The organism is Mycobacterium sp. D16R24, assembly GCF_002013385.1.
Classification (GTDB): Bacteria; Actinomycetota; Actinomycetes; order Mycobacteriales; family Mycobacteriaceae; genus Mycobacterium.
In genome coordinates, this window is the sequence record NZ_MAEV01000010.1 from 1 (window position 1) to 16,479 (window position 16,479).

A 16,479-nucleotide genomic window follows, 5' to 3' on the forward strand; every position below is an offset into this window, starting at 1 on the left:
AAACCTTGTGAGAAAGTGAGAACAACGATGACACCTATGAAGTCACCGAAAACCCGGATACCCGTGGGTGTTCGGCGCGCCCTCGCGGCCACCGCCATTACTGCGGTCGCCATGGCAGGTTGGCACCTAAACACCTCCACTCAGCCGGGCATCGGGGCGATCGGCCTAATCCCGGGCGCCACCGCCGAACCGACAGGACCTCCCGGACCAACAGGCGGCATGACAGACGGCGGAGGCTCCCAATTCCAGCCTCCCGGACAAGCGCCACAACTCCCGGAATATCAGGGCGGCAACAACTTACCTCCCATGAACCAAGACTCGGGGATCTCAATCTACAATTCTGGCGCTCCGCAGGCCGGACAACAAGCAGGCGGCCAGCAAGCCGGTCAGCAGCCCCAACAAGGCGCGCAACAACCCCAACACGGCACGCAGCCGCCTGACTACCAGACTGCTACTCCCTACACGCAAGGGCCCGGGCAAAGTAACCCGGATTATCAAGCACCACAGCAGAACTCACCACAACAAGGCTCACAGCAACAGCCCCAACAGCAGCAGCCGAACCAGCAGCAACAACAGCCACAGAATAAACAAGACGACAACACGCAGCAGCTCAAGGAACAGCAGCAGCAGTGCGAACAGATGGGCCAGCAGTTGGGGCAGAAGATGATTTTCATTGCGGCCGCTGGTGGACGTGGCGCATTGATTGGTGGGCGCTGGGTTGTGGCCAAAGCTCCCGGCGCAGGTGATGCCGTGTGCGAGATCTGCGACGAACAAACGGCTCAGCAACAATTAAAAGATAATAAGTGCGGCAGCGGATTTATCGCCGCACCTGGCAGCAATCTCACAATGCTTACTTGCACTCGAATTGACGGAGATCCCACCCGTGATTTCTCGAACTCGAAAGATGTAAATCGACTCACTTCACAGAACAACTGCAATGCGACCGGCGCGCAAAACACGGTGCAGCTCACGACATCGAAGAGTGTGGCTACGTGGATAGGTCAGCAGACTGCGGTCATGAATGGAGGTTCGACTACGAACACTGTTGGTGGAGAAATTGCCGGAAAGGGAAGTATCAAGTTAATTGAGTTAGCCTTGAAAGCTACCTACAGCAACGCGCAGACTGGCAGCAATTCTACAACGGTCACCAATATCAGCCAAGAGGTGACAACAGTTACTACACAGCAGGCCGTATCAGTGCTTGTCGACGCCGGATCTAAAGGATTCTTGGTCCCGACATACACATTGATTCCTTTCACGCAGATTGTAAGCTCCTCCATTACTCCGGGGGGATATCTCCTGAAGCATGATGTCCTGGCAGTCCCGGATGGCGGCACCGCCTCATACACCGGCCCTGCACTGTGTGGTTAATCGAGAAGAGGACAAAGGGAGTGCTGATACAGTTGAGGACGGCGCGGCGATCGAATCTGAGGATATTCAATAGTGCGATCTTGTCCGCGGCCACAATGATCGGTTTGGTAGGGTGCGCTCCCGACTCTTCCACGCCGTCCCAAGGATCGACGACATCATCATCATCATCATCTGCCACCTCTGTCGCTTCACCCGACACCACGCCGCAGTTTCCTCCCCAGATTGTGGACAAAGGACAACTCCGGCTTAAGACCCGTGATGAAGCAATTGAGCGACTGACCGCAGGTTTGTGGAAGCCACGGTTGATCTTCCGCGTCGGAGGGTATCGCTCAACCGATCCGATTAATACAGCGGATCTTAAGGCGCCTGAATATGGGAATCTCCTCGTCAAGTCAGTATGTTTCTACTCGGAGAGGCCCCGTGAGGTGTCTATGGAGTTGATTCGGCGCGAAGATGTGGCTTTCGTTCCCGAAGGCACACGACTGGGGCTCGGCTCGCAGCCGACCAATATCTCAATTCTTGCTGGCCAGTTTGAGAATGACCAAGCATATGAGATACCCGGCGACACCATCGGTTGTGACATGTCCAAAACAGGAATTGACATAGGCAACGAACCTCCTGCGGTAGGCCCTAAGTCGCCGTTCCAGCAGAAGCTCGTTACCGTCGATGATCTCATCTTAAAGACCCGAGCAGACGGGATCAGGCTGCTCAATGCTGGAAAATGGTGGCCAACGATATATGACAATGCTTACGTTCAAGGAGACCCAAAAGACGCAGGCTCCTTGCCCGACTTAGGTCCAGCTTGGGATGACGCGAAAATCATTGATGTGTGCTTTATTAAGGGATCTGCCAGAAGCATCTCCTTGACCTATGTGAAAGATGTAACACCCGAGATCGAAAGAAAAGCAAAGAATAAGGAATACGGATTCTCTGGCGACTGTGACCGCTCTCGGGCAAGTGTAGATATCGGAAACTTCCCACCGTTGGGCCGATGAAAAATGAATAAAGTACTTATCTTGATGACCACAGTAGTTGTGGCTGCCGGTTGCACACCGGATAACACTGGCGGGTCGAGATCGTCAGGTCCGACGCCGAATAACCCGGTGGAGAAGCTCGATCTAGCCAATATTCCTGGGCAGTACCCCACGGTTCCCTCAGCCATACCGGCGGGACAGGACCGCGCGCCGGTGGGCTCATGCGTGAGTTTGTCGGGAAGCACCTCCAAGGCCGCGCTGCTGATGACGGATTGCGGGTCACCTGATACGAACTATCGCGTCGTTCAGCGTGTGGCGACTCCTCGGGAATGCGCTGAGGATGTCGATAGGCGCTACTACAACCTTGATGGCACAGGCGTTGGTTGGACCGCATGTATGGACCTGGCATGGACGCCAGACCAGTGCTTGAGTGTCGGGAAAATGACAGTTCGTCGGGTCTCTTGTAGCGATACAGGCGCAGAAAATCGACAGAAGCCGGTTGCCGTGGTTACTGACACAACTACTGTGAGCAATTGTCCATCTGGCATGGGATTTGCGCATCCGGTGCGCCGGTTCACAGTGTGCACGGAGACACAAAAGTAGGATTCTGTTGTGGGTCGACCGTTTTCTGAGGCGGAGCGTGCGGTGGCGTTGGATGCGTCGTTGACGCCGCGGCAGGCAGCTGAGCGGTTGGGGCGCACGGTGGGCACTATTCGGGCGATGCGTACCCAGGATCGTTTGAGTCGCTGTGAGGTACCTGTCGGCAAACACGGGACGTTTTACGCGTGGTCGACGTATAAGTGTCGCTGCGAGCCGTGCGTGCAGGCGGCCCGGGCGCATCAACGTCAGTGGGAAGCCACGAAACCGGGTCGGCGCCGAATCAGCAACCCCATTCCGCGAAAGACGGTAGACGATGCTGCGTTGGTGACCATTCCGAGAGATGAAGACGGGCGTCCGTTGGTACCGCCGAAGCGGTGGACCGAGGCTGAACTTGCTATTGCTTTGGATAGGTCGTTAACACGCCGGCAGGCGGCAGTGCTGTTGGGGCGCACGGAATCTGCGGTGCGCAGGCAGCGTGATCTAGACCGGTTGCGGGATCGGCCGGTGCCGCAGGGGCGACACGGCACCGCGACCGCGTGGGCTTTGCATGAGTGCCGGTGTTCGGTGTGTGTGGAGTTCGGGCTGGCTTACAGTCGCCGGGGACAGCCCCGAAGCGCTACCGAGCATGGCGGCGAGATCGCCGCGGACGCCGGCGGGTTGGATGCGCCCGTGCGGCGGCGCTGGACTGCCGCGGAAATTGCGGTGGCTTTGGACTTATCGCTGACTAGGGCGCAAGCGGCTCAACAACTCGGCCGTACCGAGGCCGCGGTGCAGTGGGCGCGCTACAGCCACGGCGTCGGCTCTACCGAGCCGCCGACGGAGGCCGCGTCGGCGGTGAACATCGACGGTGTTCCGATGTGGCGGTGGCGGCACTGGTCTGTGGAGGAAATCGCTGTCGCGTTGGACACCTCGATACCGATCCGAGAGGCCGCCCGCCAGCTGGGCCGCTCGATGGCGTCGGTGAAAACCACCCGCCTGTACTACCGGCGCAACGATTCGGGCGCCGACCAAGCTGCCGCGCATGGGCAGCAATGGACTGGCGATGAAATCGCCATCGCTGTGGATCGGTCTCTGAGTGCCGCTGAGGCCGCTACCCGCCTGGGCCGCACCGTCAACGCGGTACGCCGCCGCCGAGCGCTGCATAACGCCGATGACCAGCCCACCCCCGAACATCTACACGGCACCCTGCACGCCTACACCGTGTATGGCTGCCGCTGCCTTCGCTGCCAGCAGGCCGCCCGGGAAGGCTCTAGTAATCGCCGCCGGGCATGAACACAGCGGCCAGTTCGCGATGAACGCAAGGCGGCATACGGTGCGGCGGGCGGCGGTGTTTGTTGATGTCGTGGCTGCTGTTTTGCGCCGCAGCCGACAATTCGCCGGTCACCGTCCTGCGAGGAGGCCGTGATGGTGGGGGCGGTGATGTTGGCCGTGCTCTCGATTGCGGCCTACGTTGTTTTGAACATTGTGATCTGGATGGTGTGGGAGGGACGGATCACCGGCTGGCGCAACAAGGATCGGCCTCTGCGTTGGCAGATCAGCGGGTGGACATGGATCAGCCTTGCTGTTCTGTTCACCGGCGCGGTGACGATTGCCGCCGTGCGCTCAAGCGACTGGTCCATCCTGTTCGCGATAATCGTTGCTGCGATGTACGCCTGGAATGCTTACCGAGATTTTCAGCGCGCCAAAGCTTCTCGATGCCAAGCCGATGACGCACACCAACCCGCCGAACGCGGTGACGAGGCCGAAAAGCCTTCCGGTGCCACGAAAGCGCCCGCGCCAGCCATGAATAGGCTCATACGGTTAGGCAAGTTGTTCGGGTATCTGGCCATGGTCGGGATCGCCATGTATGTGGGCGAGCTCGTCAAGCCGGTGACGTGGCCGAAAGTGCTCATCGGCGCAGCCGTGCTGGGGGCACTGGCCGGAGTGGCGTTCATCGCCTCCAAGCTTTTCAATGACAGTCGTGCGCAGCGTCTGTACAGCTGGTCAGAAACCTTGGGGATGTACACCCTGGGGTGCCCCGTCGTCTACGTGATTGTGAGTTGGCGGTGGTGGTATGTAGTACTTGCGGTCGTGCTCGGTGTCGCGATACTCAGGTTCGGGTACCTGGTGTGGAAGCACTGGCCAGGCGACGATGACACCACTAATAACGAACTCGAAAATCCTTTCCCCGCAACGAGTGAGGAACTGGCCCGGTGACAGCAGAGATGGTATCGGGTATAGGTGCCATGATCGCTCTCGCGGCGACTACGGTGATCTGCTTGGTTGTCACGCATCGAGCGGCGACGGGTGCCTTGCCGCGTAACCAGGTGGCAGGTATCCGTCTGCGGTCAACATATTCCAGTGAGGCGGCGTGGCGGGCAGGCCATCGTGCTGCGCGGCCGGTGATGTGGCTGCTTGTTCCGATCACCGTGGCCGCAGATGTAGCGATCGTGTCCGCCATCAGACAAGTATCGCCTCTTGCGGTGGGGCTCATCGTGATGATCTGGGCCGCTGCACTGCTGCCTGTCGTGGTCGTTGCGGCAGTGATTGCGGCTCGACACACTCAGGACGGATCTTCTTAGTTGACGGGCTGGCTGTATCCGGGAGTGCGAAGTCACATTCCGGGATTCCAGCAACACTCACTCCGGCGTTGACCGGTGTTGACGCGGTCAACAACACACCGCAATTTTTCGGCATTTTTCGGCACTGAACGTACCCTGTCAACGCCCGAACAGAAACCATATCTGCAGGCAGCAGGCTTTTCCTGGGTGATTGAGGAGGTTTCAAATCCCTCCGCCACCGCCATTACCCTCTGACTGTTAGCGCAGTTTGGGGGTATTTTCTTGCTGGCTGCGTGGAGCCGCTCGACCGGCGGTGCCCTTGTCCGGTCTCCGGTAGCGGTCCGCCAGCCGCTCGCCCAGCAGGTGTGCGGATCGCGCCGTGCTCTCGGTCACGATGCGCATCAGCACCTTCTCGGAGTGATCGTTGATGTCGACCCCCTCCAGATACGTCGTGAGAGTGGTCGCGCCATTCTCGGCCGTGAGGCGGTGGCTGATGGTCCAGCGGGCGGGTTTGCCTTCACGCACCGCGCCGACGAACTGCACAGAGAGCAGCGCACCCGGCTCCGCGGCGACGACTGTGCAGTCGCCGGTGCCGAGTAGCCGAGTGCCCAGGATGGCTGGGTGGGTGATGCGGTACTCGCAACCGACCTCGGGCCGAAACCCGGTGGCGTGTAGCGACCACAGATCGGGATCGACCATCACACCCCACACGTGCAGCGGTGTATAGGCGAAAGACCGCTTGAACAAGATCATTTCAGCGCCCTCACCGAGGCAGCTTAGACGCGATCAGGCCGCGGGGACTCCTAGGCGGCGATGGGTAGGCAACCGCGTTCAGTCTCGGCGCAACGTGAAGAAGTACGGCTGCTCCATGTCCCGCAGGTCCATGATGCCCAGCAGCGTGGCGTCGTCGACCTTGCGGAAGTGGTCGATGATCGCCTTGTGGTCGTAGACCATGGCCGCACTGACGGCGCCGCGGAACTCGATGTTGCGTAGCCGCGCGCGGTGCTTGTTGGTCCTGATCAGTGGTTTGAGCGCGGACAACGCTGTCGGGGAGGTCCGCTTGACCATCGGGGACTCGGTCAGGCCGCTGATCCGGCCCGCGAGCCCCATCGGTGCCAGCATCGGATCCACCGCGAAGATGTCGCCACCGCCATCGCTGAACAGCAGCGGGTGCACGTGGTCCAGGTCGTCGAACTGCTTGCCGTACCAGCCCGACACCGTCAGGATGCCGTCCATCGAATGCCCAGTGGGCACCTCACCGCCGTGCCAGCGCTGGCCGATCAATTCCTCTGACCGCACGGGTGCCAGATTGTCGAAGAAAGCCAGGGCTTCCTGGGTGGTGGTGCCCCGCTCCAGCGCGAGAAGATCCGACGTCGTTGTCATGACCTTGAGCCTACGACTGCGATGAGCCGCTTGCGTGAAGAGCCGAGGGCCAGGGGTACGACCCGCCCAGGGCAAAATAGCCCCCGATGACCGATCAGTACTTCTCCGTCGACGCCACCCTGCCCGGAACCGCGGGCCGGGCAGGCGTGATCCACACCCCGCACGGTGACATCCAGACCCCGGCCTTCATTGCCGTCGGAACCAAGGCCACCGTCAAGGCGGTTCTGCCCGAAACCATGGCCGCGCTCGGAGCCCAGGCCGTGTTGGCCAACGCGTACCACCTGTACCTGCAGCCCGGCCCCGACATCGTGGACGAGGCCGGGGGGCTTGGGGCGTTCATGAACTGGCCGGGCCCGACGTTCACTGACAGCGGCGGGTTTCAGGTGCTCTCGCTCGGCTCGGGGGCGCGCAAGGTCATGGCGATGGACGTCGATCGGGCCCGCTCCGACGACGTGCTGGGTGCCCTGGGAACCGGGGCGAAGAAGGACAAGCTCGCGCACGTCGATGACGACGGTGTCACCTTCACGTCGCATCTGGACGGGTCCGCGCACAGGTTCACCCCCGAGGTGTCCATGCGGATCCAGCATCAGTTGGGTGCCGACATCATCTTTGCCTTCGATGAGCTCACCACACTGATCAATACCCGCGAATACCAAGAGGATTCGGTACAGCGCACCCATGAGTGGGCGCAGCGGTGCCTGGACGAACACGAGAAGCTGACCCGTGAGCGCGCCGACAAGCCCTACCAGGCGTTGTTCGGGGTGGTGCAGGGTGCACAATACGAGGATCTTCGTCGCCAGGCCGCGCGCGGGTTGGAGTCCCTTGCCAGTGAAGAAGGCCGAGGCTTCGACGGCTATGGGATCGGTGGCGCGCTGGAGAAGCAGAACCTCGGCACCATCGTCGGCTGGGTGACATCCGAACTGCCCGAACATAAACCGCGTCACCTACTCGGAATCAGTGAGCCCGACGATCTCTTTGCCGCGGTCGCCGCGGGGGCGGACACCTTCGACTGTGTGTCCCCGTCACGCGTCGCGCGTAACGCCGCCGTCTACACCCGCGACGGCCGGGTGAACATCACCGGGGCCAGGTACCGCCGGGACTTCACCCCGATCGACGCCGAGTGCGACTGCTACACCTGTACGCACTACACGCGGGCCTATATGCATCACCTGTTCAAGGCCAAGGAGATGTTGGGCTCCACCTTGGCCACCATCCACAATGAGCGATTCACCATCGGACTGGTGGACCGCATCCGCGCCAGCATCGTGGACGGCCGCTTCGCCGAACTGCGTGAAGAGACCCTGGGCCGCTACTACAGCTGAGCCAAAAAGCTCAGGCACATCTCAGAATTCCGGCGCACACTGGACACATGCCTACTACGACTGACCCGGGCACCCTGTTGCTTCAGGTGCTCGACCCGGCCAATCGTGCGAATCCATACCCGGTCTACAGCCAGCTGGTCGAGCGGACGCAGGCCGGTCCGGTGCACCCGCCGGGTATGGACGTCAGTGTGCTGGCCACCTTCGCGGACTGCAACGCCGTGCTGCGCCACCCACAGGCGTCCTCGGATCGGCGCAAGTCGAAGATCGTCCAGCGACAGCTGGCACAGAATCCCAACCTGATCGCCAGGCCCTCGTTCCTGGGACTGGATGCCCCCGACCACACCCGGTTGCGCAAGCTGGCGTCGAAGGCGTTCGCACCCAAGGTGATCAACGCGATGGCCGAAGATATCCAAACCCTCGTGGGCCGGATTCTGGACGACGTCGCCCAGCGCGGCACGTTCAACCTGGTCACGGATTTTGCTTATCCGTTGCCCGTCGCGGTGATCTGCCGAATGCTGGGGGTGCCGATCGAAGACGAGCCCGAATTCGGCAGGGCCTCAGCGCTGCTCGCCCAGGGGCTCGACCCGGTTTTCGCGTTGACCGGTCAGGCGCCCGCCAACATGGACGCACGATTCCAGGCAGCCCATTGGATGTGGGACTACTTCATCGATCTCATCGCGGCCCGTCGGCGCAACCTCGGTGACGATCTGCTGTCCGCTCTGATCCAGGTGGAGGAGGCCGGCGATCAGCTCACCGAGGAAGAAATCGTCTCCACCTGCACGCTGCTGCTCATTGCCGGGCATGAGACCACCGTCAACCTGATCGCCAACGCGTCGTTGGCCATGCTGCGCGATCCCAAGCAATGGAAAATGCTGGGACAGAACGCTGATCGAGCGCCTGCGGTCATCGAGGAGACGCTGCGCTACGACCCGCCCGTGCATATGGTGGCCCGGGTCGCCGACGGCGACATGGATGTTCGAGGCTCCACCTTCCCCAGTGGCGAGTGGGTGCTCTTGATGCTTGCTGCCGCGCAACGCGATCCGGCGATTGGCCCAGATCTGGATATCTTCGATCCCGATCGCGCGGAGATCAAGCACCTTGCGTTCGGACACGGACCACACTTCTGCTTGGGTGCTCCGCTGGCCCGATTGGAGGCCAAGCTGGCGTTGAGCTCGATCACGGCGCGGTTCCCTGATGCGTGGCTGATCGGTGAGCCCAGCTACAAGCCTCATGTCACGCTGCGCGGGCTCGCCGATCTTCCGGTGCGTATCGCCTAGCGCGCAACCGACTTGGCCAAGCGTTCCTCCAGCCTGTCCTGTACCACCGACATCGCCATGCAGACGATCCAGTAGTAGACGCCGGCGGTGACGTAGAGCGTGAAGAACTGAAAGGTCGGCGCGGCGGCCACCTGCGCCGTGCGCATCACATCGGTCACCAGAATCGCCGACGCCAGTGAGGTGTCCTTCACCAGAGAGACCAACGTGTTGGACAACGGGGGTACTGCGACACGGTTGGCTTGCGGAATAACGATGCGCCACAACGTGGTGCTGTAACTCATGCCCAGGCTTGAGGCGGCCTCCCACTGTCCACGGGGGATGCTCAGGATCGACGACCGAATGATTTCGGCGGCATAGCCGCCGACGTTGAGGCTGAACGCGATGACCGCAGCGGGAAATGGACTGATCTTCAGTCCGAATTCGGGCAGCGCGAAGAAGATCAGAAACAGCTGCAGCAGCAGTGGTGTGCCCCGGATGATCGAGATGTAGAGCCGGGCCAGGCCGGAGAGCACGCGCCGATGGGACATACGGGCCAGCGCCACCCCGAGGGCGATCACCAGCCCAATCGTGAAGCTGATGGCGGTCAGCGGAAGGGTGACCGTGAGCATGGCGCGGGCCATCGGCCACAGATTGTCCAAAACCAGCCGGGTGTTGGACCTTCCCGGGCCGGAATTCCCCTGGCCCGCTTGTGGTTTCTGGGTGCCACTGGCATCGGCCTTGAGGTACTTCTCGGAGATCCGGGTCAACGTGCCATCGGCCGACAGCTGATCCAACGCCTTGTCCAGCTCGGGCAGCAGACCGCTGTTCTTCCGGGCCGCGAACCCCTGCTCGCTGCGTTCACCGGTGGTCCCCGCGATTTTCACCGCCGGGTCCCCGGTGCTGGCCAAGTAGGCATAGACGGCGATGCTGTCGTTGATGACGACATCGACCCTGCCCTGGCTCAGCAGCGTGATGGACTGAGTGAAGCCCTCGACGGTCTCCACGCGGGCTCCGGCGTCGCGGGCGATCTGCGACCAGTTGCTTGTCGCATTCTCGGCGGCCACCTTGCCGCGGACATCTGCCAGCGTGTGAATGGTGTTGTCGTCGGCCCGGGTGACGATCACGCCCTCGCCCACCGCGTACGGCGTGGAAAGGTCGTACTTGGCCTTACGTTCCGGGGTGATCGTCACCTGGTTGGCGACGACGTCGAATCGCTCGGCGTCCAATCCGGCGAAGATCGCGTCCCACGGGATCTCGACGAACTCCACCGGGCGGCCCAGTTTCTCGCCGACAGCGCGAGCCACATCCACGTCATATCCGGTCAGCTCTCCGGTGCGCTCGTCATGGAAACTGAAGGGCGCATAGACCCCCTCGGTGCCCACCCGCAGCGTTTCCTGTGCCGGGCCCCCGCAACCGGCTACTGCCAGTAGTGCCAGAAGTGCGAGCGCGACGGCACGAAACACCGCGGGAGGCTAACACGAATTCGTGCCAACCAGGCTGCTTCGGATCAGCCCGGGTATATCCACGGGTCGTGCGGGATTCGCTCCGCGCCGAACTGGCCCAGCAGGTCCGCGGCGTCCGCGGCCGCGTATCCGAGCGATTCGCATATCAAGGCGAACGCCCGCTGCGCACCCAGATCGGCGATGGTCACCGCACCATCGCGTTTGGCCAGTCGTGCGCCCGCCGTGTTGAGAACCAGCGGGACATGGGCGTACGTAGGCACGGGGTAACCCAGCAGCTCGCCCAGGTAGGCCTGTCTGGGCGCGGAGGCCAGGAGATCGTCGCCGCGTACCACCTGGTCGACGCCCTGTGCCTGATCGTCGACCACCACCGCGACGTTGTAGGCGGTTACACCGTCACCGCGGCGCACCACGAAATCGTCGACCAGGCCGGTGTATTCACCGTGCAATGTGTCCGACACGGTAAAGGTGGAGTTCTCCGTCCGCAGCCGCAGCGCGCGCGGGCGTTCGGCACGGCGCTGCGCGCGCTGCGACTCCGACAGTTCTCGGCAGGTGCCCGGATAAGCACCCGGCGGCGCATGCGGCGCCGTCGGCGCTTGGGCGATATCTTTTCTGCTGCAATAGCATTCGTATAACAGGCCGCGAGAGTCCAGCGAGTCGAGCACCTTGCTGTAAGCGCTGGTCCGATCGGTCTGCCAGACCACTGGCTCATCCCACTCCAGGCCGATCGCGGCAAGATCTGCCAGCTGGCGTTGAGCCACGGCGGTGCTGGTGCGGGTATCCAGGTCTTCCACCCGCATGAGGAACCGGCGCCCTGTCGATCGCGCCAGCAGCCACGCCAACAACGCTGTGCGCAGATTGCCTATGTGCAGGTCACCCGATGGGCTCGGCGCGAATCGCCCGGCACCGGTCACACCAGGCCCGGAACAATATTGTTGAGGCTGAACGCGATTGGCCGTTCGAGCTGGTCGTAGGTGCAGGAATGTGGAGCGCGATCCGGGCGCCAGCGATTGAATTGTGCGGTGTGGCGAAACCGCGCACCTTCCATATGGTCATAGCGGACCTCTACTACCCGCTCCGGACGTAACGCCACAAACGACAGGTCCTTGCCGGCATTCCAGCGAGAGCCCGCGTTCTTCTGCGGAGTGCGTTCACCGGCCTGGTGAGCCGCCCAGTTCCAGGGGTGATCCTCGAGAGAGATGACCAGCGGTTGTAGCTCCTGAAAGAGCCGCTTGCGCTCGGCCATGGGGAACGCGCCGATCACGCCGACCGAAGCCAACGCACCGTCGTCCTGATACAGGCCAAGCAGCAGTGACCCAATGGCATCATCGCCCGACTTATGCACTCGATACCCGGCCACGACGCAATCGGCGGTCCGCTCGGGTTTGATCTTGAACATCACGCGCTTGTCGGGCTGGTACGCGATGGTCAGTGGCTTCGCGATGAGACCGTCGGTACCGGCACCCTCGAACTCCTCGAACCAGCGTTGTGCCAGGACCTGGTCGGTGGTGGCGGGGGTGAGATGAACGGACGTGCCGGCCCCAGACAGTGCCTGCGTCAGGGCCGAACGGCGCTCGCCGAAAGGTCGCCCGGTGTAGTCCTCGTCGCCCAGCGCTAGCAGATCGAAAGCGATGAAGGAGGCGGGCGTCTGCTCGGCCAGCAGCCGCACCCGGGAATCCGCGGGGTGAATCCGCTGCTGGAGCGCCTCGAAGTCCAGCCCGGACTCGGTGGCGATCACGATCTCGCCGTCGACCACGCAGCGCTCGGGCAGCTCGGCCAGTACCGCCGCCACCAGTTCGGGGAAGTACCGGGTCAGGGGCTTTTCGTTGCGACTGCCCAGTTCCACCTCGTTGCCATCGCGAAAGACGATCGACCTGAACCCGTCCCACTTGGGCTCGTACGACGCATCGCCCGGGATTTTTGCGACAGGTTTGGCAAGCATTGGGGCGATTGGAGGCATGACGGGCAGGTCCATTCCCATATGATGACGGTAATGCCCACGCCCGCCGAGGAACTGGATGTCGACGGCATCGCCGTCCGGCTGAGCAACCCTGACAAGGTGTATTTCCCCCAGTTGGGCGCCGATGGCGGCACCAAGCGTCACCTCGCCGAGTACTACCGGACCGTGGCACTCGGCCCGATGATGAACGCGGTGCGCGACCGCCCTACCCACCTGCAGCGTTTTCCCGACGGCATCGACGGCGAGGAGATCTACCAAAAGCGGCTGCCCAAGCACTATCCCGATTATCTGGACAGCTGCGAGGTGACTTTTCCCTCGGGCCGCACCGCCGAGGTCCTGCGGGTGACCAAGCCCGCCGCGATCGTGTGGGCAGCGCAGATGGGAACGGTGACGCTGCATCCGTGGCAGGTGCGATATCCCGATCTGGATCATCCCGATGAGCTGCGCATCGATCTGGATCCGCAGCCGGGGACCGGATTCGACGAAGCCAAGTCGGTGGCACTCGACGTGCTGCGCCCACTACTTGACGAGCTGGGGTTCGTTGCCTACCCGAAGACCTCCGGGGGCCGCGGCATCCATATCTATCTGCGCATCGAGGCCCAATGGGATTTCATCGAGGTGCGTCGTGCCGGTATCGCGCTGGCCCGCGAGGTGGAACGTCGCGCACCCAAGCAGGTGACTACGTCGTGGTGGAAGGAAGAACGCGGCGAGCGCATCTTCATCGATTTCAATCAGAACGCGCGCGACCGCACCATGGCATCGGCCTATTCGGTGCGACGAACGCCGATCGCCACCGTTTCCACCCCGTTGACGTGGGAAGAGCTGGTCGACGCCGAGCCCGACGACTTCACCATCGCGACCGTGCCCAATCTGCTCCGGAAACGTCCAGACCCCATGGCCGATATGGACGATGCGCCGCAATCGATCGAGCCGCTGCTTGAGATGGTAGAACGTGACGAGGCGGATGGACTCGGCGATATGCCCTATCCGCCGAACTACCCGAAGATGCCGGGCGAGCCGAAACGCGTTCAGCCATCCCGGGATACCGATAGGAAGCAGTAGTGGCGGTCCGCAGTATGTCGTGGCGGGCAGCCGGCGCGTGGCTCGCGGCCGGGGTCGTGGCCGTGCTGGTGCAGCATTGGCTCATTCCGCTGAATGCCCCCAACAGCTTCGGATTATTCAGTAACGGTGGCGATCTGATGACCTACCGGTTCGGCGGTCTGCGGGTTCTGCACGGTGAGCCGTTGTATGCCACGGAGATTCCGGACGCGGGGTGGTTCACGTATACGCCCTTCGCGGGGTTGCTTTTCGCCCCATTGGGTTTCGTTCCGTTGGGGGTGGCCAAGGTCATCTGGTTCCTGGTGAATCTGGGAGCGCTCTTCGCCATTATCTGGCGATGCTGGCGGGTTCTCGGATTCTCGGCGGGTGGTCGTCTGGTGGTCGCGTGTGTGGGAATGAACTTGGTGGCCTGGGATATTCAGCCAATCCATGGAACGTTATGGCAGGGGCAGGTCAATCTCGTGCTGGCCGCGCTCATCATCTGGGACCTCACCCGGCCCGAGGGCGCACGGTGGCGCGGCTGGTCGGTGGGTGTTGCTTCGGGGGTCAAACTCACGGCGATCATCTTCGTTCCGTACCTGCTGATTTCCCGTCAGTGGCGGGCCGCGGTGACGGCGATGGTGACGGCGGTAGGCACCGTGGCGCTGGGATGGATTCTGCTGCCGTCTGATTCGTCCGACTACTGGCTGGGTGCCGTGCGTACCACCGGACATATCGGCTCGCTGGACCATCCGGCCAACGCGTCAATCGGCGGTGCGTTATCGAATATCTATGCGCCACAACCCATGCCAACATGGCTGTGGGTCCTTCTCGCGGGTGGGGCCGCGCTGCTGGGGATGGCCGCCGCACGGCGGGCGCACCGGAATGGCCTGGAGCTGCTGGCGGTCGCCGTGGTGGGAATGGTCGGCTGTGTTGTCTCCCCGCTGGCGTGGGGGCATCACTGGGTGTGGACGGTGCCGCTGATGGTGTTGTTGGTCAACCAGATTCTGATCACTCGTGGTGCTCGGCGGTGGCAGTGGACCGCGATGACGGCCATCGCCGCGGTGACCGTGTCCATGTGGTGGTACTTGGTGCTGTACGTCCGCGCTATGCGGATAGACCCCGATTTCGGCTCCTACATCACCGCGTGGGACGCCGTGATCGCACAGATGTCGTGTGCGGAAAGGGTCTTCGACTCGGCCATCTATCCGTTGCTGTTCTTTGCGGTGGCGATCTGGATACTCGCAACCACATCGCGGCGTGCCGGTACCGTGCAGGAATGAAGCGTTGGGCGGCGGCCTGTGTCATTGCGCTGCTTGCGGTGGGCGGCTGCTCGTCATGGAACGAGCCCAATTCCACCCAGGCCTCCTACACGCCGCAAAAGACCGGGGCGTCGCCAATTCGCTACGACTCCGAGCCGTTGGAGCAGCGATTCTCCAAGCTCCCGAAACCGGTAACCGGTGAATGGGTGCAGGGCTTCTTCGGTGACGAGCCCCTGCCCGGTCCGAACACCACGTACTGGGTCGACGCGATCATCGAAATGCCGCCGCAACAGCTGGCCGCATACGTAGCGCCCTTCCGCTCCAGCATGGTGCTAGCTACCAGGCCGCGTCTGTGGAAGACACTCGATACGGGTGTGCCCTCCTCCGCGCAGTTCGAACGCAGCGACGAACTCGACCGGATGCTGTCCACCAACAGCGTGAAGGGCGGGTGGGACGTCAAGGCCTTCGCGCCCAAGGACGGTTCGGTGCTTGTCTTGTCCGCTCAGGGTAAGGACGTGACCTAGGACCTGCGGGTGCGACGGTTCCGCAGGCCGTGCGCCGGTTCGAGCGCTTCCTCGTCGTGTGGGTCCTTGGTGTCCTCTGCGGTTTCATCGGCAGGCGGCTCCACCGCCTCGGACTCCTCAGACTGCTCGATCAAGGTCTCGTCGGCTGCCTTGGTCTCGTCGGTGCCAGTGCTGGGTTCCGCGACCTCGGTGGCTTTCTTCTTGGCGGGACGGGGCGTGCGTTCCTTTTCTGGGGCCTCGGCCACGAATGCCAGGTGATACGCCGCGAAGGCCAGTATTCCGATGGCCGCTGCCGCGCCGTATACCCCGAATTCCCAGATGCCGAATCGGTCCAGGTTCAGCCAGACCTCGGCGATCGCCGTTCCTACGATGAGGGCGCCGGCAAGGAAATGGCCGGTGAAGGCGGCCGCGCGCAGCGTGAGCGCCAGCTGTGGCGTCGCGAACTCGGGCTGACGAGTCCGCCGCCAGGAGAGCAGGGCTGGGATACCGGCCGCCGCCAGCAGTAGGCCCGTGAGGATGCGCAGCCCGGTACCGAAGGCGTGGCTGGTGGCCCCGTTCAGTTCGGGCCAGCGGGGCAGCACGAAGAAGAAAAAAAGCAGTCCCGCGATCAAGGAGAGAGCGGCATGGCTGCTGGTCAGAACGATGGTCGCCGTCCGGCGTCCGGCAGCCATTGCCCTCCTTGATGCGGTCCTGCAGTGGCGGAGGATAGGGGATTTGAACCCCTGAGGGCTATTAACCCAACCCGCGTTCCAGGCGAGCGCCATAGGCCACTAGGCGAATCCTCCGTCG

At 62.5% G+C, this 16,479-nt stretch carries 15 protein-coding genes, 1 tRNA gene and 1 pseudogene; 10 read left to right on the top strand and 7 right to left on the bottom strand.

Annotation, left to right across the window (positions count from 1 at the left end; all coding sequences use genetic code 11):
• Nucleotides 1–57: 57 nt before the first annotated feature.
• The 5 genes and pseudogenes from B4383_RS27385 to B4383_RS07750 form a co-directional block, all read left to right on the top strand.
• A pseudogene (locus B4383_RS27385) lies at nt 58–702 on the top strand (hypothetical protein); the annotation flags it as partial.
• Nucleotides 703–1,466: 764 nt separating this feature from the next.
• Nucleotides 1,467–2,366 (top strand): hypothetical protein, encoded by a 900-nt coding sequence (locus B4383_RS26220; protein WP_139360619.1) that lies wholly within the window; start codon nt 1,467–1,469, stop codon nt 2,364–2,366.
• A 903-nt stretch (nt 2,367–3,269) separates the two neighbouring features.
• The gene (locus B4383_RS07740; protein WP_139360620.1) at nt 3,270–4,217 is read left to right on the top strand and encodes a hypothetical protein; all 948 of its coding nucleotides are present in this window, start codon (nt 3,270–3,272) and stop codon (nt 4,215–4,217) included.
• Between the two features lie 132 nt (nt 4,218–4,349).
• The gene (locus tag B4383_RS07745; RefSeq protein ID WP_078290016.1) at nt 4,350–5,141 is read left to right on the top strand and encodes a hypothetical protein; all 792 of its coding nucleotides are present in this window, start codon (nt 4,350–4,352) and stop codon (nt 5,139–5,141) included.
• Nucleotides 5,138–5,506, top strand: coding sequence for an SdpI family protein (locus tag B4383_RS07750; RefSeq protein ID WP_078290017.1), 369 nt, complete (start codon nt 5,138–5,140; stop codon nt 5,504–5,506). The genes B4383_RS07745 and B4383_RS07750 overlap by 4 nt, the downstream gene beginning before the upstream one ends.
• Before the next feature lie 237 nt (nt 5,507–5,743).
• Here the strand turns inward: B4383_RS07750 and B4383_RS27065 are convergent, their stop codons facing one another.
• Both B4383_RS27065 and B4383_RS07760 read right to left on the bottom strand, forming a co-directional pair.
• Nucleotides 5,744–6,238 carry a hypothetical protein gene (locus B4383_RS27065; RefSeq protein ID WP_286143807.1) on the bottom strand — a complete coding sequence of 165 codons (495 nt, stop codon included), beginning with the start codon at nt 6,236–6,238 and terminating at the stop codon, nt 5,744–5,746.
• Nucleotides 6,239–6,316: 78 nt separating this feature from the next.
• Nucleotides 6,317–6,868 (bottom strand): DUF4334 domain-containing protein, encoded by a 552-nt coding sequence (locus B4383_RS07760; protein WP_078290018.1) that lies wholly within the window; start codon nt 6,866–6,868, stop codon nt 6,317–6,319.
• A gap of 86 nt (nt 6,869–6,954) precedes the next feature.
• Between B4383_RS07760 and tgt the strand changes: the two genes are divergently transcribed.
• Nucleotides 6,955–8,190, top strand: coding sequence for a tRNA guanosine(34) transglycosylase Tgt (gene tgt / locus B4383_RS07765; protein ID WP_078290019.1), 1,236 nt, complete (start codon nt 6,955–6,957; stop codon nt 8,188–8,190).
• A gap of 47 nt (nt 8,191–8,237) precedes the next feature.
• Nucleotides 8,238–9,467: a cytochrome P450 gene (locus tag B4383_RS07770; protein ID WP_078290020.1), complete on the top strand. Its 1,230-nt coding sequence runs from the start codon at nt 8,238–8,240 to the stop codon at nt 9,465–9,467.
• Here the strand turns inward: B4383_RS07770 and B4383_RS07775 are convergent.
• From B4383_RS07775 to B4383_RS07785, 3 genes are read right to left on the bottom strand one after another with little or no spacing between them, the layout of a single operon-like run.
• Nucleotides 9,464–10,909 carry an ABC transporter permease subunit gene (locus B4383_RS07775; RefSeq protein ID WP_078290021.1) on the bottom strand — a complete coding sequence of 482 codons (1,446 nt, stop codon included), beginning with the start codon at nt 10,907–10,909 and terminating at the stop codon, nt 9,464–9,466. The genes B4383_RS07770 and B4383_RS07775 overlap by 4 nt on opposite strands.
• A gap of 44 nt (nt 10,910–10,953) precedes the next feature.
• On the bottom strand, nt 10,954–11,820 hold the full coding sequence (gene gluQRS, locus B4383_RS07780; RefSeq protein WP_078290022.1) for a tRNA glutamyl-Q(34) synthetase GluQRS: 867 nt from the start codon (nt 11,818–11,820) through the stop codon (nt 10,954–10,956).
• Nucleotides 11,817–12,881: an ATP-dependent DNA ligase gene (locus B4383_RS07785; protein ID WP_078290151.1), complete on the bottom strand. Its 1,065-nt coding sequence runs from the start codon at nt 12,879–12,881 to the stop codon at nt 11,817–11,819. The genes gluQRS and B4383_RS07785 overlap by 4 nt, the downstream gene beginning before the upstream one ends.
• A gap of 18 nt (nt 12,882–12,899) precedes the next feature.
• Between B4383_RS07785 and ligD the strand changes: the two genes are divergently transcribed.
• Genes ligD through B4383_RS07800 form a run of 3 tightly spaced genes read left to right on the top strand, consistent with a single transcriptional unit; the run spans nt 12,900 to nt 15,690 of the window.
• Nucleotides 12,900–13,928: a non-homologous end-joining DNA ligase gene (ligD, locus tag B4383_RS07790; RefSeq protein WP_078290152.1), complete on the top strand. Its 1,029-nt coding sequence runs from the start codon at nt 12,900–12,902 to the stop codon at nt 13,926–13,928.
• Nucleotides 13,928–15,187 (top strand): glycosyltransferase 87 family protein, encoded by a 1,260-nt coding sequence (locus B4383_RS07795; protein ID WP_078290023.1) that lies wholly within the window; start codon nt 13,928–13,930, stop codon nt 15,185–15,187. The genes ligD and B4383_RS07795 overlap by 1 nt, the downstream gene beginning before the upstream one ends.
• Entirely contained in the window at nt 15,184–15,690 is a 507-nt protein-coding gene (locus tag B4383_RS07800) for a hypothetical protein (RefSeq protein WP_078290024.1), read from the top strand. The genes B4383_RS07795 and B4383_RS07800 overlap by 4 nt, the downstream gene beginning before the upstream one ends.
• On the opposite strand, the gene B4383_RS07805 is transcribed toward B4383_RS07800, so the two are convergent.
• Together B4383_RS07805 and B4383_RS07810 are read right to left on the bottom strand one after the other, a co-directional pair.
• Entirely contained in the window at nt 15,687–16,361 is a 675-nt protein-coding gene (locus tag B4383_RS07805) for a hypothetical protein (protein ID WP_078290025.1), read from the bottom strand. The genes B4383_RS07800 and B4383_RS07805 overlap by 4 nt on opposite strands.
• A 25-nt stretch (nt 16,362–16,386) precedes the next feature.
• Nucleotides 16,387–16,475 (bottom strand) — tRNA-Ser (locus B4383_RS07810).
• Nucleotides 16,476–16,479: the final 4 nt, after the last annotated feature.